Annotated in this window: 21 protein-coding genes and 1 pseudogene; 9 read left to right on the plus strand and 13 right to left on the minus strand. The window is 63.9% G+C overall.

The features are described from left to right. A partial coding sequence (locus DRF71_RS02245; protein ID WP_232831257.1) for a LysR substrate-binding domain-containing protein occupies positions 1-675 on the plus strand: 675 nt, incomplete at its 5' end. On the opposite strand, the gene DRF71_RS02250 is transcribed toward DRF71_RS02245, so the two are convergent. Then, the gene (locus DRF71_RS02250; protein ID WP_112309927.1) at positions 667-1,635 is read right to left on the minus strand and encodes an NADPH:quinone oxidoreductase family protein; all 969 of its coding nucleotides are present in this window, start codon (positions 1,633-1,635) and stop codon (positions 667-669) included. The genes DRF71_RS02245 and DRF71_RS02250 overlap by 9 nt on opposite strands. Before the next feature lie 417 nt (positions 1,636-2,052). On the opposite strand from DRF71_RS02250, the gene DRF71_RS02255 reads away from it, so the two are divergent. Continuing rightward, positions 2,053-2,409: a helix-turn-helix domain-containing protein gene (locus DRF71_RS02255; protein ID WP_112308973.1), complete on the plus strand. Its 357-nt coding sequence runs from the start codon at positions 2,053-2,055 to the stop codon at positions 2,407-2,409. A 383-nt stretch (positions 2,410-2,792) separates the two neighbouring features. Continuing rightward, positions 2,793-3,659, plus strand: coding sequence for an inositol monophosphatase family protein (locus DRF71_RS02260; RefSeq protein WP_112308974.1), 867 nt, complete (start codon positions 2,793-2,795; stop codon positions 3,657-3,659). Between the two features lie 98 nt (positions 3,660-3,757). Here DRF71_RS02260 and DRF71_RS02265 read toward each other — a convergent pair whose 3' ends face one another. Beyond that, the gene (locus DRF71_RS02265) at positions 3,758-4,228 is read right to left on the minus strand and encodes a hypothetical protein (RefSeq protein ID WP_112308975.1); all 471 of its coding nucleotides are present in this window, start codon (positions 4,226-4,228) and stop codon (positions 3,758-3,760) included. A gap of 295 nt (positions 4,229-4,523) precedes the next feature. On the opposite strand from DRF71_RS02265, the gene DRF71_RS02270 reads away from it, so the two are divergent. From DRF71_RS02270 to DRF71_RS02280, 3 genes are all read left to right on the plus strand, one after another. Beyond that, on the plus strand, positions 4,524-4,847 hold the full coding sequence (locus DRF71_RS02270; protein WP_112308976.1) for a ribonuclease E inhibitor RraB: 324 nt from the start codon (positions 4,524-4,526) through the stop codon (positions 4,845-4,847). A 311-nt stretch (positions 4,848-5,158) separates the two neighbouring features. Next, positions 5,159-7,489, plus strand: coding sequence for a divergent polysaccharide deacetylase family protein (locus DRF71_RS02275; protein ID WP_157970881.1), 2,331 nt, complete (start codon positions 5,159-5,161; stop codon positions 7,487-7,489). A 4-nt stretch (positions 7,490-7,493) separates the two neighbouring features. Next, positions 7,494-7,928, plus strand: a complete 435-nt coding sequence (locus DRF71_RS02280; protein ID WP_112308978.1) for a GNAT family N-acetyltransferase — start codon at positions 7,494-7,496, stop codon at positions 7,926-7,928. Between the two features lie 70 nt (positions 7,929-7,998). Here DRF71_RS02280 and DRF71_RS29190 read toward each other — a convergent pair whose 3' ends face one another. Together DRF71_RS29190 and DRF71_RS02290 are read right to left on the minus strand one after the other, a co-directional pair. Continuing rightward, entirely contained in the window at positions 7,999-8,694 is a 696-nt protein-coding gene (locus DRF71_RS29190; protein ID WP_112308979.1) for a nuclear transport factor 2 family protein, read from the minus strand. Between the two features lie 121 nt (positions 8,695-8,815). Then, on the minus strand, positions 8,816-9,277 hold the full coding sequence (locus DRF71_RS02290) for an Lrp/AsnC family transcriptional regulator (protein WP_112308980.1): 462 nt from the start codon (positions 9,275-9,277) through the stop codon (positions 8,816-8,818). Positions 9,278-9,380: 103 nt separating this feature from the next. Between DRF71_RS02290 and putA the strand changes: the two genes are divergently transcribed. Together putA and DRF71_RS02300 are read left to right on the plus strand one after the other, a co-directional pair. Next, positions 9,381-12,821 (plus strand): bifunctional proline dehydrogenase/L-glutamate gamma-semialdehyde dehydrogenase PutA, encoded by a 3,441-nt coding sequence (gene putA, locus DRF71_RS02295; protein ID WP_408634514.1) that lies wholly within the window; start codon positions 9,381-9,383, stop codon positions 12,819-12,821. 43 nt (positions 12,822-12,864) lie between these two features. Continuing rightward, the gene (locus DRF71_RS02300; protein WP_112308981.1) at positions 12,865-13,596 is read left to right on the plus strand and encodes a rhomboid family intramembrane serine protease; all 732 of its coding nucleotides are present in this window, start codon (positions 12,865-12,867) and stop codon (positions 13,594-13,596) included. Between the two features lie 37 nt (positions 13,597-13,633). Here DRF71_RS02300 and DRF71_RS02305 read toward each other — a convergent pair whose 3' ends face one another. The 7 genes and pseudogenes from DRF71_RS02305 to istA all read right to left on the minus strand — a co-directional run. Then, positions 13,634-14,251 (minus strand): TetR/AcrR family transcriptional regulator, encoded by a 618-nt coding sequence (locus DRF71_RS02305; RefSeq protein WP_112309929.1) that lies wholly within the window; start codon positions 14,249-14,251, stop codon positions 13,634-13,636. A gap of 22 nt (positions 14,252-14,273) precedes the next feature. Beyond that, the gene (ppk2, locus tag DRF71_RS02310; protein WP_112308982.1) at positions 14,274-15,161 is read right to left on the minus strand and encodes a polyphosphate kinase 2; all 888 of its coding nucleotides are present in this window, start codon (positions 15,159-15,161) and stop codon (positions 14,274-14,276) included. Positions 15,162-15,187: 26 nt separating this feature from the next. Further along, the gene (locus tag DRF71_RS02315; RefSeq protein WP_112308983.1) at positions 15,188-16,105 is read right to left on the minus strand and encodes a homoserine O-acetyltransferase/O-succinyltransferase family protein; all 918 of its coding nucleotides are present in this window, start codon (positions 16,103-16,105) and stop codon (positions 15,188-15,190) included. Between the two features lie 47 nt (positions 16,106-16,152). Then, a complete protein-coding gene (locus tag DRF71_RS02320) occupies positions 16,153-17,046 on the minus strand; it encodes an ATPase (protein ID WP_112308984.1) in 894 nt (297 codons plus the stop codon). Positions 17,047-17,263: 217 nt separating this feature from the next. After that, the gene (locus DRF71_RS02325) at positions 17,264-18,415 is read right to left on the minus strand and encodes an OmpP1/FadL family transporter (protein WP_112308985.1); all 1,152 of its coding nucleotides are present in this window, start codon (positions 18,413-18,415) and stop codon (positions 17,264-17,266) included. A gap of 547 nt (positions 18,416-18,962) precedes the next feature. Continuing rightward, the gene (locus DRF71_RS02330) at positions 18,963-19,589 is read right to left on the minus strand and encodes a type II toxin-antitoxin system HipA family toxin (RefSeq protein ID WP_232831362.1); all 627 of its coding nucleotides are present in this window, start codon (positions 19,587-19,589) and stop codon (positions 18,963-18,965) included. 1 nt (position 19,590) lies between these two features. Further along, positions 19,591-21,040 (minus strand): annotated as a pseudogene (gene istA / locus DRF71_RS28365) (IS21 family transposase); the annotation flags it as partial. Here istA and DRF71_RS27865 point away from each other — a divergent pair. Then, positions 21,039-21,215 carry a hypothetical protein gene (locus DRF71_RS27865; RefSeq protein WP_198672045.1) on the plus strand — a complete coding sequence of 59 codons (177 nt, stop codon included), beginning with the start codon at positions 21,039-21,041 and terminating at the stop codon, positions 21,213-21,215. The pseudogene istA and the gene DRF71_RS27865 overlap by 2 nt on opposite strands. A 244-nt stretch (positions 21,216-21,459) precedes the next feature. On the opposite strand, the gene guaA is transcribed toward DRF71_RS27865, so the two are convergent. Both guaA and DRF71_RS02345 read right to left on the minus strand, forming a co-directional pair. Continuing rightward, the gene (guaA, locus tag DRF71_RS02340) at positions 21,460-23,016 is read right to left on the minus strand and encodes a glutamine-hydrolyzing GMP synthase (RefSeq protein WP_112309930.1); all 1,557 of its coding nucleotides are present in this window, start codon (positions 23,014-23,016) and stop codon (positions 21,460-21,462) included. Positions 23,017-23,107: 91 nt separating this feature from the next. Then, positions 23,108-24,184, minus strand: coding sequence for a 2'-deoxycytidine 5'-triphosphate deaminase (locus DRF71_RS02345; protein ID WP_112308987.1), 1,077 nt, complete (start codon positions 24,182-24,184; stop codon positions 23,108-23,110). Positions 24,185-24,207 lie beyond the last annotated feature (23 nt).

Genomic DNA, 24,207 nt, shown 5'->3' on the forward strand with positions numbered 1-24,207 from the left:
TCCTATGGGCGGCGGATGCTGGACATCAATGACGAGGCGCTGTCGCGGCTGGGCAAGGGGCAATATGAGGGCGAGATCCGGCTGGGTGTGCCCTATGATATTGTCTATCCGGCCATTCCTCCGATCCTGAAACGGCTGGGGCAAAGCTATCCGCTGATGCGGATCAACCTCGTCTCCTCGTTCACGCTGCATCTGAAAGAGGATTTCGCGCGCGGCAAATTCGATGTGATCCTGACCACCGAGGAGAGCCCCGATCCCGGTGCCGAGGTGCTGGATGCGCGCCAGCTGCACTGGATCGGCGCGATTGACGGCACCTGCTGGCAGCGCCGGCCCTTGCGGCTGGGCTTCAAGCAAAGCTGCATCTTCCGACCGCTGGCACAAACCGCGCTGGATGAGGCCGGCATCCCCTGGGAGATGGCGGTGGATGGCGAAAGCGACCAGGTGGTCGATGCTTCGGTCGCGGCCGATCTGGCGGTGACGATCAGGATCGCCGGCGGTCTGCCCGAGGCCACCCAGCCGATTTCAGGCGAGAATGCGCTGCCACCGCTGGGCCAGACAAAGATCGGCCTCTATGCGCTGGACACTATGCGCGGTGATGCCGGCGGCGAGGTTGCGGCGGCGCTGCTCTCCGAGCTGCGCTGCGCCTATGGGAGCCATACCATCACATCACGATGAGGGCGCCAGCAGCACCAGTTTTCCGGTCGCATTGCGGCTCCTGATGGTCTCAAGCCCTTCCTCCAGACGGTCAAACGGCAGTTGCTGCGAGATCAGCGGGTGGATCCGTCCCTGCTGCCACCAGTCAAGCAACTGCCCGAGGCTCGCGGCCAGCGCTTGCGGTGCGAAACCGGCATAGCCGCCATACCAGAAGCCGATCACCGAAATATTGCGCACCAGCAACTGGTTGAGCGGCACCTGCGGCACCTCGCCGCCGGCAAAACCGATGGCCAGCATCCGCCCGCCCGGCCGCGTCGCCCGCATCGCGGCGTCGAAGCCGGGGCCACCCACGGTGTCATAGGTCACGTCAATGCCGCCAAGCGCGCGCAGCCGCTCTTTCAGATCGGGCTCGTCACTGTCGATCACCATATCGGCGCCGGCTGCGCGCGCGATGGCGGCCTTCTCGGCGCCCCTGACCGAGGCGATCACCCGCGCGCCCATGAGATGCCCGATGGCCACTGCCGTCAGCCCGACGCCGCCCGCCGCCCCGGTGACGAACAGGGTCTCCCCCGCCCGCAGCTGCGCCCTGCCGGCCAGCGCGAGATGCGAGGTGCCCCAGGCAATCTGAAACCCCGCTGCCGTGGCGTAATCCATCGCCTCGGGCAGTTCCACCAGGGCGTCGACCGGCACGAGTGCATATTCCGCAAAGGCGCCTTTCGGGACCAGGGCCGCCACCCGCGCCCCGATTGCCGGGCCCGCGGTCCCGGGCCCGAGGGCCGCGAGGCTGCCGGAAAGCTCCAGCCCGCCGGTCATGGGCAGGGTGTGGCGCACCTGATAGCGCCCCTGATTCATCAGAAGATCGGCGAAATTCAGCCCCGCCGCCGCCATGCGGACCAGGGCCTCGCCCGCGCCCGGCTGCGGAATCCCGACCTCACGCAGCTCGGCAGGCCGGCCGGCGGTCACAGTTTGCCAGGCTTTCATTTGGGCCATCCGCAAGCTCCCATTCTGCATAGGCCAGACAGTTCCCGCTCAACTGCCAGAAAGCAAATGGTTTTATTGTCCGGATTACAGGGTCTCGCAAAAGGGCGGACTGAAAGTGCGTCTCATAATGAGATTAATTGTCAAAATGAGACGCAAAATAGAGATATCCCAAAGGGCGAGTGGTCGCAGGGGCAAAGCATCTATAGGTAAAGTTGCCCAGACGCCTCCGGGGAAATTACGCAATCGGATAATTCATCGGGCCGAAAGCTGCGGGATTTATGGTTAATAGAATATTCAATTTAAGAAAAGCACGCATGGCTGTGGATTTGGCATGAAATATGCTTGTATATCTGCAAGGGAGCCTGATTGGTGGCTCACTTGCGGTTGGTTACTGGTAGAAGTCGTACGGAGTTTAGAATGAAGCACCCGGTTGACGCCCATGTGGGCAAACGTATCCGCCATCGCCGCTGGATGGTGGGGATGACGCAGCAGCAACTCGCCGATAAGGTTGGCATCAAATTTCAGCAAATCCAGAAATATGAAACCGGCATGAACCGCGTCAGCGCATCGCGGCTCTGGGATATTGCCGATGCGCTTGGGGTGCAGATCGCCTTCTTCTTCGAAGGGCTCGCCGAGGGCGCCGAAAGCCATGGCTCCCAGGGCGACATGATGGCCGATAAAGAGGCGCTTGAGCTGGTGCGCTCCTATTACTCGATCCCCGAGGCGCAGCGCCGCCGCCTCTTTGATCTGGCCCGCGTGCTTTCCGCAGCCTGAGCCAACACCCTCCGGCCTGCCCCGACACTGTGCGGGGTGGGTATCACGGATTTGCCCGGGCGTCCTGACAGCGCCCGGGGATTATCCCCGCATCTGGCCTGGATGGCGCCGGGTTGTTTTCCGGGCGGGTTTACGGGCCAGATTCTCCATGCGGGGCGGTCCCGGTGTCGGATTTCCGCCGCCGATCCGTCCGCACGGCAATCCTTCCGCACGGTAATCCTTATGGGTGGTAATCCGGGCCTCCCGGTTCGGCAGCGCAAAGCCCTGACATTGACCCTGGCAAAGGCCAGCATTCTGCGGCGCGGCTCTGCCGGTTGTCCTACGGTTTTCTTGACCTCTCCTCCCGCCACGGCTAGCGCCGGAGTGACCAGTGAGGTGAGCCGATGACATCTGATTCCCTGACCCTTTCCGAAACAACGCTCCGCCGCCCCGGCTCAGGCCTTGCCGCCGGGCTGCCGCTGGAGGAGATCAACGCGCTGATCGCCACCGCGCATGCGCTGGCCGATGCGGCCCGGATCGCCACGCTGGACTATTTCCGCCGCCCGGACCTTGCCGCCGATAACAAGGAAACCGCCCGCTTCGATCCGGTCACCATGGGCGACCGGCTTTCCGAGCAAAGGATGCGCGAGATCCTTGCGGCAAGGCGCCCGCAGGACGCCATTCTCGGCGAGGAATATGGCGCCAGTCCCGGAACTTCGGGCCTGACCTGGGTGCTTGACCCGATCGACGGGACCCGGGGCTTTCTGACCGGCAGCCCGACCTGGGGCGTACTGATCTCGGTCAGGGATGAGACCGGCCCGGTTTACGGCATCATCGACCAGCCCCATATCGGGGAGCGGTTCGAGGGTGGTTTCGGCCTGGCCCGCGTTGCCGGGCCGCATGGGGTCAGGCCGCTGCAGGCGCGCCCCGCACGCAGCATCGGCGAAAGTTTCCTTTACACGACCTTCCCCGAGATCGGCAGCCCGGCGGAATATACCGCCTTCCGCCATGTGGCTGACCGGGTGAAGCTGGTCCGCTACGGCATGGATTGCTACGCCTATGCGCTGCTGGCGGCGGGGCAGATCGACCTTGTGATCGAGGCCGGGCTCCAGGCCTATGACATCCAGGCGCCGATGGCGGTGATCCGGGCTGCGGGCGGCATCGTCACCTCCTGGGATGGCGGCGATTGCAGCAAGGGCGGCCGGGTGCTGGCCGCCGCCAATTCCGGGATCCATGCTGCGGCTCTGGCATTGCTGAAGGCTGAAGGCTGAACGCGCCTCGCCCGATCTGCCCGGGAAAAGAAACAAGGGCGCGGCCAGCCGGCTGCGCCCTTTTGCAATTTCTGGCGCAGCGCCCGATCAGCGCCCGATCAACGCCGGTCCCAGCCGATCAGCGAGGCCAGCAGCAAGAGAAGCGATCCCCCCGCCCAGGCCCAGGCGCCAGGCCCGGCAAGCTGGGTCACCGCCTGGGCGATTTCATTGGCCTTGCCGATATCGACATTGACCGGCACCGGCAGGCCGGCAGTCCCTTTGCTGATATTCCAGACCGTCCAGCCCATAAGGCCGACACCCAGCCCGCCCCCCAGCAGACCGATCATCCGCGAGGGAAGGTTGAAAAGAACAAGGCACAGGAACAGCGCAGCCAGCACGAAGGTCGCAAGGAAAGCCACCAGCTCGCCGGGCGAGTTCGACACGAAATTGCGCAGCGCCTCGACATCAGGCTCCAGCGAGCGGATCAGGTCCCAAGGGGTGACCGGCGGCATCGGCAGGGCAGGGCCGGTCCATGTCAGAAGCAGGCTGACGAGGATCGCAATGGCGGAAAGAATGGACAGGGCACGCAAAAGAAGGCTCCGATGCTGAAAGGCCGGGCGCGGTGCATCCGGTGGATCACAGCGATGTGATGGATGTGATCCGCCCATCGCTTTGCGGTCAAGTATAAACATCCGCATGTCGAAGAGCGGGCAGAGTGCCGGCGTTCCGGCGGCGGGGATGGGGCTATTCCTGGACAATAGGGCCTTCTGGGGGCGTTATGTGCTTTTGCGGCATCGGCTGGGCATCCGGCCCGGGCGCTGTGCCGCCCGGCATGCGCCATTCGGGTGATTGAGCCGGGCCGCCTGCTCGGATATCACTGGCGCCATGAGCCATGATTACAATTTCCAGCGCCGTGAGACCTTCGACACGTTCCGCGAGTCGAAAGGGGTAAAGCTGCCCGCCCGCGCGGTGGTGGATTTCGCCTTTTTCCCCGAGCTGGAGGATGCCGACTGGACCGGCATCACCCGCGCGCTGGCTGCGGCCGGCTACCGCGTCAGCCGCCCTGAGGAAGATGAGGACGAGATTCTGCTCGCCTCGATCGGCCCGATCCCGATCAGCGCCGAAGAGATCTGGAAATGGGAAGAGGCCGCGACAAAGATCGCGCTGAAATTCGATTTCTTTCCCGATGGCTGGGAACTCGACATCTGATCTCGACAGCGATCGGGGCCGGATCCGGCGGGTGACAGCCGGGATCCGGGCGCTCACAAAGCGGCTTTTCACCCACAGTTGCGGAAAATGGGTGAAGCGCACTGTTTCGCGGGCTATAAAGCGACAATCAGTCGGATATTCTGGCCCGCAAGCCGGCGCCGGCAGCAAACGCAGCAGGCATGGCGGCAACAGGCCGTCTGCCCGCGCAGGTCGGTTCGGTAAAGACGGCAGGGATGTGGCAGGCTGGCAGCATTCTTCTGCCAGGTAACCGGTGTGAGGGGTTTGAGCGGTTGAGCGGCATGGAGAAACAATTGTTCGGCAGATTCCTTCTTGGGGCGGGGTTGGGTGGTCTGGTCGGGACCGGCGTTCTTGCGCTGGTCTCCGTTTCTCTTTCCGGCCCCTTCCCGCAGCAACGCAGCGCCATTCCGGTGGGCGTGGCGGGTGCCGGGCAGGAAGCGCCGAAATCGCCCGAAGCTCTGGCTTCTGAGGCTGCCGCTCAGGAACCGGGGGTTCCGGACAATGCGGCTCAGCCGTCAGATGTGGTCGCTCCCGGGACCCGCTCTGCCGCTGACGCCGGGACCGGATCACCTGATCTGACCGCCGAGGTTCCGGCGACAGAAGCGCTGGCTGCCGAAGTTGTGGCGGCAGGTGAGGTGGCGGCTGCTGACAGCACCCCTGACACAGCCGAACCGGCTCCCGATGCCGGCGCGTTGGCAGCTTTGCCGGCTGACGAGGCACCTGCCGCAGCTCCGGAACCGGCAGAGCTGTCGCTGTCCGATCCTGGTATCGCCGACACCCTCCCTGATTTCGCGGCCGCGCCGGAGCTGATGGATGCCCCCGTGGTCGTGGCGGAGCAGCCCGCCGATCCGGCGCTTGCCGCCGCGCTGGAGGCCGCGCTTTCCGGGGGGGGGGCGCCGGTCGCGTCCGTCCCCGATCAGCCGGCCGGTCTGGCTGATGCTGCCAGCGAGACGCTGCCCGCTTCGCCCAAAGCCCCCGAGGCCGCGCCGGAAATTGCGGGAATTCCCGACACGTCCGGTGCAGCCGTGACGCCGCCTGCCGCTTTGGCCTCCTTGCCCGAAGCCGCCACGCTGCCGGATGGCCAGCCTGGTGCGGCTGTTGCAGGTGACGGGTCGACCGGTGACGGGTCGGCCGGTGACGGGCAGACCGGTGACGGGCAGACCGGAACGGCCCGCGCGGCATCACGCCCGGCAGACCCCGCCGAAGACAGTGCGCCGGCGCTGGTTCTGGCGCCTGAGCCGCCGCCTGTGACTGTTGAAGAGGAGCTGATGCTGGCGCAGATGGCGGCGGATCAGTTGCTGGAAGAGGTCGCTCCGGGCGCTGCGACGCCGGTGCTGCCGGCGGGAGATGAATTCGTGATTCTCGACAGGCTGCCGGCGGCTGAGATTGCCCCCGGGGCGGCCCCGCTGGTTCCGGCGCAGGGTGAACAGCCCGCGACCCCGGCTGATGCAGCCGGGCAGGGCTCTGCCCCAACAGAGCCTGTTCCGGCAGAGCCAGCCACTGATACCGTTGCAGCCGGGCCCGACGGCGCTGATCCGGCGACCGCAGGCGTTGCCGGGCAAGAGCCTGCCGACACGCAGGAGCTGGCAGAAGCAGGCCCCGCCGAAACTGTGCCTGAAACTATACCCGAAACCGTTCCTGAGGCTGTCCCCGTCGAGGTCACCCCCGCCGAACCAGTCCCTGCCCAGGAGGCGGCAGAGCCGGTCACGGAAAGCCAGCCCGCCGAAGGTGCGTCCCCGGAAACGGATCTGGCTGAGGAGCCCCCGGCAGCGGAGGCCCCCACAGATCAGCCCTCCGGCGATGCGCCGGCAAAGATAATCACCCTGGACGAGAATTCGACGCTGCCCGGCAGCGGCTCGGTCAGCCGCGAGACGGGCGAGGGTTCCAGCCGTCTGCCGCGGATTGGCGACAGCCCTGCCGAAGAGGTGGCCCTGGCAGATGAGACCGGCCAGCCCCGCATAGCCTTTGCGCGGGCGTTTGAAAACCCGGCCAACAAGCCCCGTTTCGCGGTGATCCTGATGGATGACGGCTCGGCCGCGCTGGACCGTGCGGCGCTGGCCGATCTGCCCTTCCCGGTCAGCTTTGCCATCGACCCGCAGCTTGCCAATGCCGCCGAGATCGCCGCTTTCTACCGCGCGGCCGGGCAAGAGGTGATCATGCTCACCTCGGGCCTGCCGAAAGGTGCTGCGGCCAGCGATGTGGCGGTGGCCTTCGATGCGATGGCGCGGGCGCTGCCCGAGGCCGTGGCGGCGATGGATGTGCCCGAGCGCGGCTTTCAGGGCGACCGCCCGCTTGCCAGCCTTGTCGTGCCGGAAATCGCAGCCCAGGGGCGGGGCCTTGTCACCTGGAATGTCGGGCTGAACGCCGCCGACCAGGTGGCAAAGCGCGAGGATGTTCCCGCGGCGGTGATCTTCCGCGATCTCGATGCCGGGGGGGAGGCGGCGCCGGTCATCCGCCGCTATCTCGACCGCGCCGCTTTCAAGGCCGCGCAAGAGGGCGGCGTGACCGTCTTCGGCCGTGCCGGGAATGCCGAGACGGTGACGGCGCTGCTGGAATGGGCGGTCGAGGGCCGCGCCGCCAGCGTTGAACTGGCGCCGGTCTCGGCGATGCTGGAAATCGACTGAGCGGATGGTCGCGATCCGGCCCGCAGCGCCCTCCGATGTGCCCGCAATCTTCCTGATCCGTCTTGCGGTGCGGGAGAATGTGCTGACCGAGGCCGAGCTGGCGGCGCTCGGCATCACGCGGCAAAGCGTGGCGGCGATGCTGAGCGCGCCCGGCTCTGCCTGGGTGGCGGAGGAGGCGGGCCGGGTGGCTGGCTTTGCCCTGATTGACCCCGAGGAAGCCAGCCTTTTCGCGGCCTTTGTGCTGCCGGAGGCCGAGGGGCGCGGCATCGGACGGGCACTGGTCGCCCGGGCCGAGGCGGCGCTTTTCGCGCAACATGCGGAAATCTGGCTGGAAACCGAGCGCAACAGCCGGGCCGAGGGATTTTACCGCCATCTGGGCTGGGGCGGTGACCAGCCGGTCGGCACGGGCGATGTGCGGCTGACCAAACGCCGCCCGTAATCGCTGCCCGTAATCGCTGCCTGTGAACGTTTTCCGCGAACGCTGCCTGTGACGGGGCGAGGCCCGGAGTTCAGCTGCGCGCTTTGCGATAGCTGTCTTTCACCGCGATCAGATCGCCCTCAAAGCGGAAAATGTCGCAGCCCCTGACATCGACCTCTGACCCGGCAGCATCGGTCCCCTGAAAGCGCCAGGTCGAAAACCCGGTCTCGCCCGCGATATGATGCGCACCCTCAAGCCAGGCCGCGCGCGGAAAGGCGTCGAACAGCGCCGCGTATGAGGCGCGCACTGCCGCCTGGCCCTGATGGATCACGCCCTCAGCCAGCGGCCCGGCAGAGCCGCGAAAGGCCGGATCCGCCGACATGCAGCCCATCAGCCCGTCAAGGTCGCGGGCGTTGAAGCAATCCATCAGCCGCGCCATCACAGCCAGCCGCGCCTGATCCCGCACATCATCGACCACCTCGACCTCAAGAAAGGAGAGCGGCGCGGGGCCGGCATTGGTCACATTATGCTCGACGCCCACCCGGCGCGAATAAGGGAGACCTTGCGTCAATGCCGCCTCGGCCCGCCCGCCACCAGCCAGATCGAGGCCCAGCGTGCCGTCAGTCAGCGGCACAATCACATAATCATGGCCGTGGCGGTGCCAGCCGGTCTCGGCCCCGGGCGCAAAGCGCCATTCGGTGACGCGGAAGCGTTCATCGTCGATATGGGTGACGGGCTCGGCCTGAGGGCGCTGGACGGGTGGGTGTTCGGGCGGGTGTTCGGACATGGCTTTCCTCCGGGATGCTCGGCCGATGCTGGCGCAGCCAGGTCATGCGCTGCAAGCCTCGCGTCGCTCTGGTCTGACGGCCAGGGCCGGTTTGGCCTCAGAAAAACGGGCCGGTCTGGCGTCAAAGCGCCTCCTTCACCGCCTCCATCGCCACATAGGTTGAGGTCTGCGCCACATGCGGCAGCGCCGAGATGCGTTCGGCCAGCACCCGGCGGTAATCTGCGATATCGGCGGTGCGCACCTTCAGCAGATAGTCGAACCGGCTGGCGATCATATGGCATTGCTCGACCTCGGGCACGCTCATCACCGCGCGGTTGAAGGCCTGCAGCGCCGCCTCGCGGGTATCGGCCAGCCGCACCTCGACAAAAGCCACATGCGACAGCCCCATTTTCACCGGGTCGAGAATGGCGCGGTAGCCTGCGATCACCCCGTCTTCCTCAAGCCGTTTCATCCGCGCCTGGACAGGGCTTTTCGACAGACCCACCCGCCGGGCGAGCTCTACCGCCGAAATCCGCCCCTCGGTCGCGAGGATGCGCAGAATCGCATGGTCGAAACGATCGAGATCAGCGAGGGGCTGAGGCATGTAAAATCACCCTTTTCTGGCCATTATGGCCAGCGTTTGCGGAAAGAACGGGAAAACCGACTGACAGATTGGGTGTATCATAGTCAAAACGCAGGAGGTCTGCATGATAAATTCGCTTGATATGGTCGCTGATGGCAGTCTTCATCCCGAAGGGGATCTGGTTAGGGCGCTGATCGCGCAAAGCGGGCTGGATCAGGCGGACCGCGACCGCATCGCGGCTGCGGGCGCCGATCTGGTGCGGCGCATCCGTTCGGGGGCAAAACCCGGGCTGATGGAGGTCTTCCTGGCCGAATACGGGCTTTCAACCGATGAGGGCATCGCGCTGATGTGTCTGGCCGAGGCGCTTTTGCGGGTGCCCGATGCGCCGACCATGGACGCGCTGATCGAGGACAAGATCGCGCCTTCGGACTGGGGCAAACATCTGGGCCATTCGGCCTCGTCGCTGGTCAATGCCTCGACCTGGGCCCTGATGCTGACCGGCAAGGTGCTGGACGAGCGCGGGCCGGGCATCGCCGGCCATCTTCGCGGTGCCATCCGCAGGCTGGGCGAGCCGGTGATCCGCACCGCCACCACCCGCGCGATGAAAGAGATGGGCCGCCAGTTCGTGCTGGGCGAAACCATTGAAAAGGCGATGAAACGCGCGCAGGATCTGGAGGAAAAGGGCTATACCTATTCCTATGACATGCTGGGCGAGGCGGCACGGACCGAAGCTGACGCGCGGCGCTATCACCTTTCCTACACCCGGGCGATCACCGCGATTGCGGCGGCTGCGAAGGGCAGGGATATCGGTGCCAATCCGGGGGTTTCCGTTAAGCTTTCGGCAATCCATCCGCGCTATGAAATGGCCCATGAGGCCCGCGTGATGGATGAGCTGGTGCCGAGATTGCGGGCGCTGGCGGGGCTCGCGAAATCGGCCGGGATCGGGCTGAATGTCGATGCGGAAGAGGCAGACCGGCTGGATCTGTCGCTGAAGGTGATTGCGGCCACGCTGGAAGACCCGTCGCTGGCGGGCTGGGACGGGTTCGGCGTTGTTGTCCAGGCTTACGGTCGGCGCTGCGGGGCGGCGATTGACGTGCTTTACGATCTGGCGACCCGGCTCAACCGCCGTATCATGGTGCGGCTGGTCAAGGGCGCCTATTGGGATTTCGAGATCAAACGCGCCCAGGTGATGGGGCTGGAAAGCTTCCCGGTCTTTACCCGCAAACAGGCCACCGATGTGAGCTATATCGCCAATGCGAAAAAGCTCCTGTCGATGACAGACCGTATCTACCCGCAATTCGCCGGTCACAACGCGCATACGGTGGCGGCGGTGCTGGATATGGCGGCGGCGGCGGGCATCCGCCCCGAGCAATATGAATTCCAGCGCCTGCATGGCATGGGTGAGCGGCTGCATGAAATCGTCCATGCCGACCAGAACACCCGCTGCCGCATCTATGCGCCGGTGGGCGCGCATCGCGACCTGCTGGCCTATCTGGTGCGCCGCCTGCTGGAAAACGGTGCCAATTCCTCCTTCGTGAACCAGATTGTCGATGAGGATGTCAGCCCCGGGCAGGTCGCCGCATGCCCGCTGAATTTCATGGAAACCGTCTCTCCTATCGAGAATCCCGCCGTGCCGCCAGGGCCGCAGATCTTCCCGGGCCGGTTGAATTCAAAGGGCTTCGATCTGACCTCGCGCGGTGATCTGCGCGCTATTGAAGCGGCGACTGCGCCCTTTATGGAGCGCGTATTCGAGGCAGGCCCGATGCTCGCTGGCCGTGCTGCCGGCGCGCTGCGCTCGGATGTGGTGAACCCGGCCAATGGCGCGGTTGTTGGCCCTGTGCTGGCGGCGTCGAAAGCCGATGTCGATACCGCTTTGCGGCTGGCCGAACCCTGGGCTGCCGGGCCTGCGATCCGCGCCGAAGTGCTGCGCCGCGCCGCCGGTCTTTACGAGACGCATTACGGCGAGATCTTTGCGCTGCTGGCGCGCGAAGCGGGCAAGAACGCCCCCGACGCGGTGGCCGAACTGCGCGAAGCGGTTGATTTTCTGCGCTATTACGCCAATGGGGCCGAGGCGCTGAGTGCGCCGGCCCGGGGCCGCTTCACCTGTATCAGCCCGTGGAACTTCCCTCTGGCGATCTTCTCGGGTCAGATCGCGGCGGCTCTGGCTGCCGGCAATGCGGTGCTGGCCAAGCCCGCCGAACAGACGCCGCTGATTGCCGCTTTGGCAGTTGGTCTGCTGCATCAGGCCGGGGTGCCGGCCACTGCGCTGCAACTCTTGCCGGGTGAGGGCGATGTGGGGGCGATGCTCACCTCTGACCCGCGCGTGGACGGTGTGGCCTTTACCGGCTCGACCGAGGTGGCATTGCTGATCCGCAAGGCGATGGCGGAAAACCTTGCCCCAGGCGCGCCGCTGATTGCCGAGACCGGCGGGATGAATGCGATGGTGGTCGATTCCACCGCGCTGCCGGAACAGGCGGTGCGCGACATCGTGGCGTCTTCGTTCCAGTCGGCGGGCCAGCGCTGCTCGGCTTTGCGCTGTCTTTATGTTCAGGAAGATATCGCCGCCCCGATCCTTGAGATGCTGGAAGGCGCGATGGATGAGCTGTCGATCGGCGATCCGCGTCTTCTGACCACCGATGTCGGGCCGGTGATTGATACCGAGGCGCTGGAAAACATCCGCGCCCATGTCGATCAGGCCCGGGGCGCCGGGCGGCTGGTCAAGGAAAGCGCGGTGCCGGGCATCGGCACTTTCGCCCCGCCCGCGGTGATCCGGGTCGATGGTATCGCCGCGATGGAGCGCGAGATCTTCGGCCCCGTCCTGCATGTGGCGACCTTTAAGGCCGGTGAAATCGACAAGGTTATCAATGAGATCAACGGCACCGGCTATGGGCTGACCTTTGGCCTCCATACCCGGATCGACGACCGCGTGCAGCATTTCGTCGAGCGCATCCATTCCGGCAATATCTATGTCAACCGCAACCAGATCGGCGCGGTGGTGGGCAGCCAGCCCTTTGGCGGCGAGGGTCTGTCGGGAACCGGACCCAAGGCAGGCGGGCCGGATTACCTGACCCGCTTCACCCGCCAGGCGGCGCCGGTTACCGGCAGCAAAGGGGCGGTGAGCGACGAGGCGGATATTGCCCGGGCGCTGGCCTCGGCGACCAGGCCGGCTGTGCCCGAGCCGACGGACCTGCCCGGCCCGACCGGCGAGTCGAACCGGCTGGGCCATTTCGCGCGGGCGCCGCTGCTGTGCCTCGGGCCGGGGGCGGCGGCGGTTGCGGCGCAGGCCAATGCGGTCACGGCCCTTGGCGGCGTGGCGGTTCAGGCCGATGGGCTTGACCCTGCCGCGCTGACCCGGTTGCAGGGTTTCAGCGCTGTGCTTTACTGGGGCGAAGAGGCGACGGCGCGCGATTATACCCGCGCGCTTGCCGCCCGCAAAGGCGCCATCCTGCCCCTGATCACCGGCGCCCCCGACCGCGCCCATGTGACGCTTGAGCGCCATGTCTGCATCGACACCACCGCGTCAGGCGGTAATGCGAAACTCTTGTCGGAGGTGGCGGAGGCATAAGCCGGCTTGACCGGAGGGGGGAGCCCGGGCAAGGCTCACCCCCATGTTTCCGATCCGTGACCATAACCCTTCGGGGCGCATCCCTTTCGTCACCTTCGCGCTGATCGCGCTGAATGTGGTGGTGTTTCTGGTCTATTTCCCGGGCGGATCAGAGCGCTGGCTGATGGGGTTCTACTATTCCTGGGGCATCATTCCGGCCGAGATGTGGTCTTTGCACCGGCCGGAAATGTGGGTGACACATATGTTCATCCATGCCGGCTGGATGCATCTGGCCGGCAATATGCTGTTTCTCTGGATCTTCGGAGACAATCTCGAAAGCGAGATGGGGCATATCGGGTTCCTGCTTTTCTACCTGGCGGTCGGGGCGGCGGCGGCGATCGGCCAGGCGCTGCCCGATCCGGGCTCGACGGTGCCGATGGTTGGTGCTTCCGGAGCGATTGCCGGGGTAATGGGCGGCTATCTGCTGCTGTTCCCCAAAGCGCGGGTCGATGTGATCGTGATCATCGTGATCTTCTTTCGCATCTTCACCCTGCCGGCCTGGATCGTGCTGGGGATCTGGTTTGCCATCCAGCTCTTTTCGGGCTTTGCGGTGCCGGGCGACGGGGTGGCCTATATGGCCCATGCCGGGGGCTTTGTCGCGGGGATCGTGCTGACAGCGCCGGTCTGGCTGCGCCTTGGCGGCCGCGACTATTGGAGCCGCACCGAGGGCCATCCGCCGCATCCCGATGCCCAATATCGTATCAGCCAGAGCAATGTTCCGAGGGTTGGCCGCTAGACCTCTCTGCCATCCTGTCTGCCACCTGCCTGTCAGACTATCTGTCGGGCGGAAGGATGCCGAGCCCGCGCAGATAGATGCCGACCGAGGCCTCCAGCAGGTCTTCGGGCGAATAGGGGAGGCTGCCGCCATTGCCGCGCAGGAAGAGTTCCACAATCCCGTGGCTGGTGGCGCGAATATGGGCTGCGACCATGGTGGCGGGCGGGCGGCGCGAGGCAGGCAGCACGGCCAGCAGCGCTTCGGCCGCGTTTTCCATGATGCCGCGCGCTTCGGTCGCGACCTGGGCCAGAGCGGAGTGATTGCCCGGCTGCAGCCCGCTTTCGAACATCGCCTGGTAATGGCCGGGATATTTGCGCGCGAAAGCCAGATAGGCGCGGCCGATGGATTCGAACCCTGCAAGCGCCGAGGGTCGCCCCTCATTCCAGGCATATTCCAAAAGCGCCGCAAAGATACCGAACCCCTGATGCGCCACTTCGGCGATCAGATCGTCGCGACCGGCAAAATGGCGGTAGACGGCGGCGGGGGTGACATCGGCGGCCTTGGCGGCCTCGGAAAGGGTAAAGCCCTGCGGGCCTTTCTCGGCAATCAGCTCAAGCGCGGCCTCGATCAGGGCCTGGCGCAGATTGCCGTGGTGATAGCCGCGTTTGGTGCTCATGCCCGGATCCATGCGCGGGGCGTCAGCCGCGCGGCATCCGCTCGGGGCCGCCGCTGATCAGGGGGTCGATGGCGCCGATCACCGCCTCATCCTTGCCCTTGTAATCCACACGGGTGAGCACCTGGCGGATCGCGGCCAGCCTTGCGCGCCGCTTGTCATCCGAAAGGATCACCGTCCAGGGCGCATAGGGAGAATGGCCAAGCGTCAGAGTCTCGGCGATGGCTTTGGAATAGTCATCCCATTTCGCCAGCCCCTCGATGTCAATCGTCGAGAGTTTCCACTGTTTCAGCGGATCCTGCTCGCGGTCGAGAAAGCGCCTGAGCTGTTCGGCGCGGCCGACCTCAAGCCAGAGCTTGATCAGGATGACGCCCTCATCGACCAGCATATGCTCGAACTCGGGGACCTGGCGGAAGAAGGTGGCGCGTTCCGCGTCCGTGCAGAAACCGAACACCTTTTCGACCACGCCGCGATTATACCAGCTGCGGTCGAACAGCACCATTTCGCCTTTGGCCGGCAGCCAGTCGATATAGCGCTGGAAATACCACTGGCCCTTCTCGCGATCCGAGGGCGCCGGCAGCGCCACCACATTGGCGACACGCGGGTTCAGGTTCTCGCGAAAGCGCGCGATGGTGCCGCCCTTGCCGGCGGCATCGCGGCCCTCGAACACCACGACGATGCGCTTGCCGGTGGCCTTCACATCGGCCTGGAGGCGGACGAGCTGGCGCTGCAGCCCTTCCATCGCGGCCTCATAATCCTTGCGGTTCATTTCCTCGGAATAGGGGAAGCCCGGCGTGAGGATGTCGTCCTTATCCGCCTTTTCGATCACCTCGCGGATGGCTTTCGGTGCATCCTTGCGGAAATAGCGGCTGATTGCGCCGTCGAATGGCAGCTCTGTCTTGTCCTTGCCCATCCCGGTCCCCCTTCGGCTTTCCCTGTTCAGCCGCCGATATCGTGCATGTCGAATGGCGTGTGCTGATAGATCTCGTTGATCCAGTTACCGTAAAGCAGATGCGCATGCGAGCGCCAGCGATTGCGCGGCGGCTTTGCCGGATCATTGCCGGGATAGTAATGGCAGGGGATATTGATCGGCGTGCCATTGGCGACGTCGCGATCATATTCCTGTTTCAGCGTGTCATTCTCATATTCGAAATGGTTGAAGATATAGAGCGCGTTCAGCCCCGGATCCTCGACCAGACAGGGGCCGGTCTCGGCACTGTCGAGCAGGATCCGCATGCCGTTGACGCCCTCGATCTCATTGCGCCGCATTTCTGTCCAGCGCGAGACGGGGATGAAGCAGTCATCCGAGAAGCCGCGCAGAAAGGGTGAGGCGGGGGCGACGTTTTCCTGCAGGAAGCAGCCGAAGGCCTTTTGCCCCAGCATGTGTTTTCCGACGCCGTGGAAATGGTTGATCATCGCCATGCCGCCCCAGCAGACGCCGAAGGTGGAATGGACATTGCTGCGTGTCCAGTCAAAGACCTGCCGGAGCTCGTCCCAATAGGTGACCTGGTCGAAATCCAGGTGCTCAATCGGCGCGCCGGTGATGATCAGACCGTCGAATTTCTCATCCTTTACCGCCTGGAAAGGGCGGTAAAAGGTTTCCATATGTTCGGCGGCGGTGTTTTTCGTCTGATGCTCGCTCATCCGGATCAGCGAGAGGTCGATCTGCAAAGGTGTTGCGCCGATCAGCCGGGCAAACTGGTTCTCGGTCTGGATCTTTTTCGGCATCAGATTGAGAAGGCCGATTTTCAGCGGCCGGATATCCTGCCTGGCCGCCCGTTCGGGCGACATGACCATGACGCCTTCGTCTTGCAGGACGGAATAGGCGGGCAGGGTCTCGGGCAGGGTGATCGGCATGGCTTATCCTTGCTGTAATGCCAGGTTCAGGAGGAGAGGCAGCTGAGTTAGGTGTCGCTGGCGTTGCGGTCAATGGCGCGGTTGATGGCGGTGGCGATCATCGCGTCGAAATCCGCAGGGCTCGCGACCTCGGCCACCTCTTCGGCGGTGACGGTGACGCCCCATTCGGCCATGGCGGCATAGCGCGGCTGGCGGTGGGCGAGGGCCTTCGCATAGGTCCAGCGCACGAAATGGTCGGGGTCGCAGTTTTCCTCGGTGACCCGGTAGTCGGCGCGGTATTCTTCCCACATGCGGGTGAGGAAATCGGGCTGGTAATACATCGGTTTCGGCGCGCGGTCGAAGCGGCGGACGAGTTCCTCGGTATGGGCATCAGAGCCTTTGATCCAGACCATCAGGAGGGTCTGGCTGAGCTGGGTCATCACCGGGTCCTCTTCGTCCCAGGGGTTCACCACCTCGCAGATCGAGCCAGAGGTGTCGCAGACGAAGTTCTGATAGCCGTAGAGATCTTTGGCGCGAGCGATGAAGGGTTTGGTGTCAAGCGTCGCGGCGATTTCGGCGCCGCGATGCTGGTCCTGGCGGATCATGTATTCCGCGAAGGGCAAGCCGCCTTTGGCCGGATCGCCGGGCTTGCCGAGATAGGTCGACAGCGGTGCCAGGTTGTTGAAGGTGATATTCGAGGCGATGAAGACGGAATCCGACATCAGGAGCTCGCGCAGCAGCGGCACCTTCATCGCCTCGCGTTTGAAATTATCGGCGATATATTCGCCCATATAGCGGGTGCCGATGCGGTAATCGACCGAGTAATGGAACCAGCCGCCCTGATCGGCGGGGGCGGCGCGCAGCATGTTCGACAGATGCGTTTTGCCCAGACCCGACATGCCGAAAAGCAGGATCTGCTTGTTCGGGGCTTTGAGATAAGCCTCACCGTTCGGGTAGATCATAACGGGCCTCTTCGCTCGGGGTCAGAGTGAGATAGTCCCGTGCGGGGGGCGGTGCAATGGCAAAGGGGGGGCGAGAGGATCGGGGGCCGCCGGCGAGACGGCCATCGAGGCCGCCCCGCCGGCGGCTGCCGCGCGCGGGATGGGATGCGTGCGGGACGCGACGGCCAGCCGCTTCGCAGGGAGGGGGCGGGCCGATAGGTGCCGGCGGGCCGGGAGCTCAGAACGAGTAGCCGACCTTAAAGCCGACGGCGACCGAATCGTTGTCTTTGAACTGTCCATTCATCGGCGCATAGGTGGTGGCATCGCCGAGTTTGGCATAGGTGACGCCGCCGGAGAATTTCCAGTTGTCCTGGGTATAGCTTGCGCCGATGGTGATGCTTTTCATCCCGTTATGCGGCCCGAGATTTGAGGTGCGGAAATCGTTGGATTTCTCGTAGCCGACCGAGATCGAGGCCGCGAAATTCTCGGTGAATTTGCGCCCGACGCCGAGGTTCAGGGTCACGACATTGCGCGGATAGGCGACGAGGCTGTTTGTCGGGTTCTGCGGATCCGAGGAGCCGAAGCTGGAATAGAAGGGCGGCGTGATGTTGAACGCGCCCCATTCGCGCCAGCGCACCGAGCCGAAGACCAGGGTATCCTCGGCCACGCCGGACTGGAAATCGAGGGTCAGGGATTGCGGCACCTCGACCTCGAAAGCGGTGTCGCGCGATACCGGCCCACCCGGAAAGCCCGGCAGCGTCTCGGTCGCGGTGAAGTCATGTTTGATCGCCGATTGCCAGGTCAAAGCGACGCGCAGCGCGATATCGGGGATCTCATAGGCCGCGCCCAGCAGCACGCCGATATCGGTCTCGGTCGAGCTGTCCATTGTATAACGGCCGCCCGGCAGGTTCGGGTTGAAGATCTCGATCTGGCCGCTGGTGCGCTGCGCCTTCAGTCCGCCATGGACGCTCCAGTTCTCGTTGATCCGGTAGCGCAGGAGCGCGGTGACCGCATTCGAGTCGACGACCGCATTCGAGCGCGAGACGGGATAGGCGACCGTAGAGCCCCCCTGCGGCCCGCCAGGATAGGCGACATCCGCGCCGATCGGCTGGTCGATCACCAGCGCCAGATCCAGATCCGGCGTCAGAGCATATTTGAACGCCAGCGTCGTCTGATTGTAATCGGAGAGCATCGAGCCCGAATTCAGGCTGCCAAGCGCCGGCGGGCTTACGCCGCTGACATCGGGCATGATGCGGCCATAGCTCAGCTCAACATAATTGCCCTTCTCCCAAAGGATGGAATAGGGCGAATGCGAGCGCTCAACACCGCCAGCCTGAGCGGATACGGCCGTCAGCGCAAGCGCTGAACAGGTCAGAACCAGTTTAATCATTTTTCCCTCATACCCAGGATGGGTCTCCCTGTAGAAAGGCTAGGAACAAGGGAGGGGATGCGTCAATCGCTGACGCCGCGTCACAGCTTTGTGACACGGCGTTCACTGCGGGGCCGGCGATATTTTGCCGCGCGGCTGTTCCCGTTCGCCGGTTATTCCCACTCAATTATCGACTTAATATACTAAATATTTGAAAATAAAAAAACTTTCGAAAACCGTTATGCCGTCGGAGCCACCGACGCCAAGCCAGTGCTTATGAAAATATTGGTTTTTGGGGTTCGACAGCCAGTCGCAAATTTCGCTATCTGTCGCCAATGATGGTTGCCGGACCAAATTCGGGTCTCAGGCGGCGAAAGTGTTCGCAAGAATCCCATCATACCGATCCACAATCGAATTTTTCATCGGCAAAGAAGGATTCGGGCTTTGACGCCTCTCCATGGTGCGTCTCAGAAGCATCGTTCCGCCTCGAAACTAAGCGTTGACGGGCATCTTCCAAACCAAACTCATCATATCTGACAACTTCCCACCCGCTACCGGTCAGATTTGATTAAACGGCCATAGCAACCTCAGTTTGGGCATTTGCGAAGGCTGGCTCATAATCACGCGCCAGCGCATCTGACACGCCGACCTGACGCAGAGCTTCGCGCCATCCTGCCGATATGCGGCGAGCCGTGTCGCGCACCATCCGTCTTGCCTCATCGGGAGGAATCTCGAAAAACTCACAGGCCTCGAGTGCGAGCGATATGGAGCGGTCGTGCGCACCGCCCTCCAAAATCGCCGTCTCAAGATGGGGATTTCGATCTGGAGCCGGGTTGACGTCGAACACCGGAGACAGCCGCCATTGCCCGCCTTCCACATAGAGGAAGGCATGGTTTTCAGGCGGTCGTCCTTGTTGGACACAAGGCTTGTTGGACGCAAGGATCGTGAAAATCAGGCGCAGGAAAAGTTCACGGAAGTCGGCCTGCGGATCGGCAGCATAGGCGCGAATGAAGTCGACCGTCTCGGCGTAGGAGCCAAGCTCCGCCCCGGCTTTACCAGGCGCCGTGCGCGCCGAGATATAGGGAATTCGCGCGCTCCCTCTTCGATCGAAGCGCTGGATAAGCGCCACCGGAAAAGAGGTGTCAGCCAGTTCCAGCCTGGCGGTGGGCGTGCGGATGCCACACAGATCGGCCAGGCGCAAGGATGTCCACCATCGCGCGGTCACCGCCTTGTTTGCGTGGCATTTGATCCTGCAACTGGCGGAAGGCAGACAGCAATCCCAGGAATGGCGCGCCATTGCGAAGAGCCCCGGGCTTCCTTTGCGCGACCGCCAGACAGTGCCGCCAGTCGCAGATCGTCTTCGGGGGCAACTTGTGGCTGCGCGCGATCACCCGGCTATGTTCACACAGGATGTTGCCCTCTGCCGCGTCACGCCAATGGCGTGCTTCCAGCACGACGACCAGCCTGTCAGGATAGACCCGCAGGCTGACAGGCCGGTTCGCGAAGGACGCCGGAACACTGTAGCGATTGCGCCCGAAGCTGATCAGGCAAGTGGGCGAGACCCGCTTGCCGATCCCGACGCAGCCATCGAATGCGGTCGGCAGCGGCATTAATGTGGCTTTCTCGTCAATCCGGACATCCGCGATCGTGCCGGGCAATGCGCCATGGGCGGTCTCGTGCCACAGGGCGATGCAGCGCTCCTCCAGCCAGGCGTTCAGCGCGGCAAGATCAGGAAAGTCTGGCATGCCTTGCAGCCTCTGGTGGCGGGAGTCGCGGAGGTTCTTCTCGATCTGCCCCCCTCGCCAGCGGTCTCGAACCGGTGGCGACACGCTGGCTCGACCCACCCTGCCGCCGGGTTGCAGAACTCTGGCTCGAAGACATGGTGGTTCGCCATGGCGCGGGAAAGCGGATGTTGACCTCGCGGGCCTTGCCTCGGCCGACACGATCCACAGCCGTCTTCCCGCGCCATGGCCTTGAACCAGTGGCAGCTCATGGCTCGATGTCATGGATTCCGCGTTCCGGCATGCCGCCCAGGACCCTGAACGCGTGCCAGTGCGCATCGAACATCGAAGCCATCGGGCGTCATCGGTTCGAGACCGATGGCTGAGGTCATGGGTTTGCAAGGGGGCAGGCCCGCAAGAGAAAGGCCCGGCTGTGCGACAACTTGATATGGGCGACCTGACGCTTCCTGCGCTCATCGCCGACAACCGCGAAATCCGTGCTCCAGTCGAACTGAAACGCCTCGCCGGGGCGGAAAGCCAACGGAACAAACGTCCCGCGTCCGGTTGTCTGCTGCTCGCGCTGCCGATCAGCCCGCCATTCCCGCGCGAAGGCCGCAACCCGGCTGCAGGAGCCGGTGAAGCCGAGTGCCACCAGATCGGCGTGCATCTTCTTCGGTGTCTGCCGCCCTTTGCGTGATTTCCCGGTGCGTGACTTCCCGGCATTGGTCTTCAGCCAACCCGCCAGCGTCCCGGCAAAGGGATCAAGCCTGCCCGGACGCTCCGGTGTCGGGAACTTCGGCTCCACCGTCTCTGCCGCAAGATGCCCGGTCACAGTGTTGCGCGACAAACCCGTGCGCTTGGAGATCTCTCGGCTCGACAGCTTCTGTCGCAGGTGCATCCGACGAAGGATGTTCAAAAGTCCCATGTGGATCAATCCGTTACCCACGCCGATCGCCGCTTCGGGAGAAGGTTCTCATGGCTCAGTTCTCACTGGAAATTATGCGCCTGCCCGGCTCAGTTCCGCGTGGAAATCAACAAAGGTTGATGTCATCGAGGAGCTGCGCATCAGTGTTGCGGTTGGACAAAATTGGGCCGCCTGACATGATTTTTATTTAGCACTTACAAGTGTTTAAGCCAGGAAATATACCGTCAGAAGCTCTCTTGCCCCCTGACGGTATATGCGTTTTTCGGTTGAAAAAAGACGCGCCATACCGCCAGCCATACCGTCAAACGGGAGGCTGACCCGGAGATAGATGCTGAAAGTATCGGAGATGTTATTTCAGCATTTTCAGTGGATTACGTCTTATTGCGGCGCGATTTCGGATGCGCCCGGAGGGGCACAAACTATTCCAGTTCGATAGTGCCCGGCGGTTTCGAGGTCAGGTCGTAGAAGACGCGATTGACGCCTTTGACCTCATTGATGATGCGGGTCATCGTCTCGCCGAGGAAGTCATGCGTGAAGGGGTAGGTGTCGGCGGTCATGCCGTCCACGCTGGTGACCGCGCGGATCGAGACGGCGTAATCATAGGTGCGCCCGTCCCCCATCACGCCGACGGTTTTCATCGGCAGGATGGCGGCGAAGGCCTGCCAGATCTCATCATAAAGCCCATGCTTGCGGATCTGGTCGATATAGACCGCATCGGCCTCGCGCAGGATGGCGAGTTTCTCGCGGGTGATCTCGCCCGGGCAGCGGATCGCAAGGCCGGGGCCGGGGAAGGGGTGGCGGCCGATGAAGGAGGCGGGCAGGCCAAGTTCGCGGCCAAGGGCGCGGACCTCGTCCTTAAACAGCTCGCGCAGCGGTTCGACCAGTTTCAGGCCCATCTTTTCCGGCAAGCCGCCGACATTGTGATGCGATTTGATGGTGACCGAGGGGCCGCCGGAGAAGGAGACGCTCTCGATCACGTCGGGATAGAGCGTGCCCTGGGCAAGGAATTCAGCGCCCTCGATCTGGTTCGCGTATTTCTGGAACACGTCGATGAAGAGCCTGCCGATGGTCTTGCGTTTGACCTCGGGGTCAGAGACGCCTTCCAGCGCGTTCAGGAACAGGTCGGATTCGTCCGCCGCGATCAGTTTGATCTTGTAATTGTCGCGGAACATTTTGACGACTTCCGCCGCCTCGTTCTTCCGCAAGAGCCCGTGATCGACGAAAACGCAGGTCAGCTGATCGCCGATCGCCTCATGGATCAGGATGGCGGCAACCGACGAGTCAACGCCGCCCGACAGGCCACAGATCACCTGTTTGTCGCCGACCTGGTCGCGGATCTTCTGGATGGCTTCCTCGCGGTAGCCCGCCATGGTCCAGTCGCCGGTAAAGCCCGCCAGCCGCACGAAATTCTCGTAAAGCTTCGCGCCTTTCGGGGTGTGATGCACCTCGGGGTGGAACTGCACCGCGTAGAAGCGGCGCGAGGGATCGGCGGTGATCGCGAAAGGCGCATTGGGCGAGGTGCCATAGACATCAAAGCCCGGCGCGATCTTTGACACATGGTCGCCATGGCTCATCCAGACCTGCTCATCCCCGGCCTGGAACCAGCCGTCAAGGATCTCAAGATCGGCGCCTTTACGGGTGACAAAGGCGCGACCGAATTCAGCCGTACCATGGCCGGATTCCACCAGCCCGCCCAGTTGCTGCATCATGGTCTGCTGGCCGTAGCAGATGCCCAGAACCGGCACACCCGCCGCCCAGAGGCTTTCCGGCGCGCGGGGGCTGCCCTCGCGGGTGACCGAATCCGGGCCGCCAGACAGGATCACCGCGCGCGGCGCGAATTCCGTCAGAAAGGCGTCGGTCACGCGCTGATAGGGATGGATCTCGCAATAGACACTCAGTTCGCGCAGGCGCCGCGCGATCAGCTGGGTGACTTGCGAACCGAAGTCGATGATGAGGAGGCGCTGAGGCTGGGTCATGGAGGGCTGGGTCATGGCTTTGCCATAGGTCCGGCGCCCAGAATTCGCAAGCGGGGAATCGCAAGCGGGGACTGGGGCGCGCGTGGCGCCGTCAGCGGAACTGTTTCGCCAGTTTCAGCCCCTGGCCCTGGTAATTCGATTTCAGATCGGCGCCGTAGATCCGTTCGGGCGGCGAGGACATCCGCTCATAGACCAGCCGGCCGACCACCTGGCCATGTTCCAGCACGAAGGGCGCCTCATGGCAGCGCACCTCCAGCACCCCGCGCGAGCCATGGCCTCCGGCCGCATCATGGCCGAAGCCGGGATCGAAAAAACCGGCATAATGAACGCGGAACTCGCCGACCATGGCGAGATAGGGCGCCATTTCCGCGGCATGGTCGGGCGGGATCGTCACCGCCTCACGCGAGACAAGGATATAGAAGGCACCGGGGTCGAGGATGATGCGGCCATCCTCGCTATGCACCTCCTCCCAGAAATCGCGGGCGGGGTAATGGGCGATACGGTCAAGGTCGATCACCCCGGTATGGGGTTTTGCGCGATAGCCGGCAAGGGTGCCATTGGCGGGGCGCAGATCGACGGAAAAGCCAAGCCCCTCGGAGATCACGGGCGTGCCATCGACCAGCGGCACTTCGGCATGCAGCCGCGCGAGATCCTGATCCGAAAGCCGCGCCTCGCCGGCGCGAAAACGGATCTGATTCAGCCGCTGCCCTTCGCGCACCAGCACGGAAAACGAGCGCGGGCAGACTTCGGCATAGAGCGGGCCGGTGTAACCCTCGGAAATGCGGTCGAATTCGGTGCCGCCATCGGTGATGGTGCGGGTCAGAAGATCCAGCCGCCCGGTCGAGCTTTTCGCATTGGCGACGGCGGTGATGCCCTGGGGCAAGGCAAGGCTTTCGGCCAGTTCGATCAGATAGACGCAGCCCTTTTCCAGCACCGCACCCGCGCCGAGGTCGATCCGGTGCATCGAGAATTCGTCAAGCCTTTCGCTGACGCGGCGGCCGCGACCGGCAAGGAAAGAGGCGCGCACCCGCCAGGCAAAGCGTCCCAGCCGCAGGTCAAGGCTGGCGGGCTGCACCTGGACATCCTGGACCGGGCTGGCGGCAGGAATGGCGCCGTCAGACAGAAGCGCACGGATCGCGTGATCGGGCAGGACGCCGCTTTTTGCCATGCTGTGCTTCCTCTTCATCCGAT

Source organism: Pseudogemmobacter bohemicus (assembly GCF_003290025.1).
GTDB classification, from domain to species: Bacteria; Pseudomonadota; Alphaproteobacteria; order Rhodobacterales; family Rhodobacteraceae; genus Pseudogemmobacter; species Pseudogemmobacter bohemicus.

Coding starts and splice junctions, on each gene's coding strand:
- DRF71_RS02280 (WP_112308978.1), top strand. CDS start 7,494: ATGGTCGCGATCCGGCCCGCAGCGCCCTCCGATGTGCCCGCAATCTTC.
- DRF71_RS02250 (WP_112309927.1), bottom strand. CDS start 1,635: ATGAAAGCCTGGCAAACTGTGACCGCCGGCCGGCCTGCCGAGCTGCGT.
- ppk2 (WP_112308982.1), bottom strand. CDS start 15,161: ATGGGCAAGGACAAGACAGAGCTGCCATTCGACGGCGCAATCAGCCGC.
- DRF71_RS02345 (WP_112308987.1), bottom strand. CDS start 24,184: ATGGCAAAAAGCGGCGTCCTGCCCGATCACGCGATCCGTGCGCTTCTG.
- DRF71_RS02315 (WP_112308983.1), bottom strand. CDS start 16,105: ATGCCGATCACCCTGCCCGAGACCCTGCCCGCCTATTCCGTCCTGCAA.
- guaA (WP_112309930.1), bottom strand. CDS start 23,016: ATGACCCAGCCTCAGCGCCTCCTCATCATCGACTTCGGTTCGCAAGTC.
- putA (WP_408634514.1), top strand. CDS start 9,381: ATGATAAATTCGCTTGATATGGTCGCTGATGGCAGTCTTCATCCCGAA.
- DRF71_RS02320 (WP_112308984.1), bottom strand. CDS start 17,046: ATGATCTACCCGAACGGTGAGGCTTATCTCAAAGCCCCGAACAAGCAG.
- DRF71_RS02305 (WP_112309929.1), bottom strand. CDS start 14,251: ATGAGCACCAAACGCGGCTATCACCACGGCAATCTGCGCCAGGCCCTG.
- DRF71_RS02290 (WP_112308980.1), bottom strand. CDS start 9,277: ATGCCTCAGCCCCTCGCTGATCTCGATCGTTTCGACCATGCGATTCTG.
- DRF71_RS27865 (WP_198672045.1), top strand. CDS start 21,039: ATGTGGATCAATCCGTTACCCACGCCGATCGCCGCTTCGGGAGAAGGT.
- DRF71_RS02300 (WP_112308981.1), top strand. CDS start 12,865: ATGTTTCCGATCCGTGACCATAACCCTTCGGGGCGCATCCCTTTCGTC.
- DRF71_RS02255 (WP_112308973.1), top strand. CDS start 2,053: ATGAAGCACCCGGTTGACGCCCATGTGGGCAAACGTATCCGCCATCGC.
- DRF71_RS29190 (WP_112308979.1), bottom strand. CDS start 8,694: ATGTCCGAACACCCGCCCGAACACCCACCCGTCCAGCGCCCTCAGGCC.
- DRF71_RS02325 (WP_112308985.1), bottom strand. CDS start 18,415: ATGATTAAACTGGTTCTGACCTGTTCAGCGCTTGCGCTGACGGCCGTA.
- DRF71_RS02270 (WP_112308976.1), top strand. CDS start 4,524: ATGAGCCATGATTACAATTTCCAGCGCCGTGAGACCTTCGACACGTTC.
- DRF71_RS02260 (WP_112308974.1), top strand. CDS start 2,793: ATGACATCTGATTCCCTGACCCTTTCCGAAACAACGCTCCGCCGCCCC.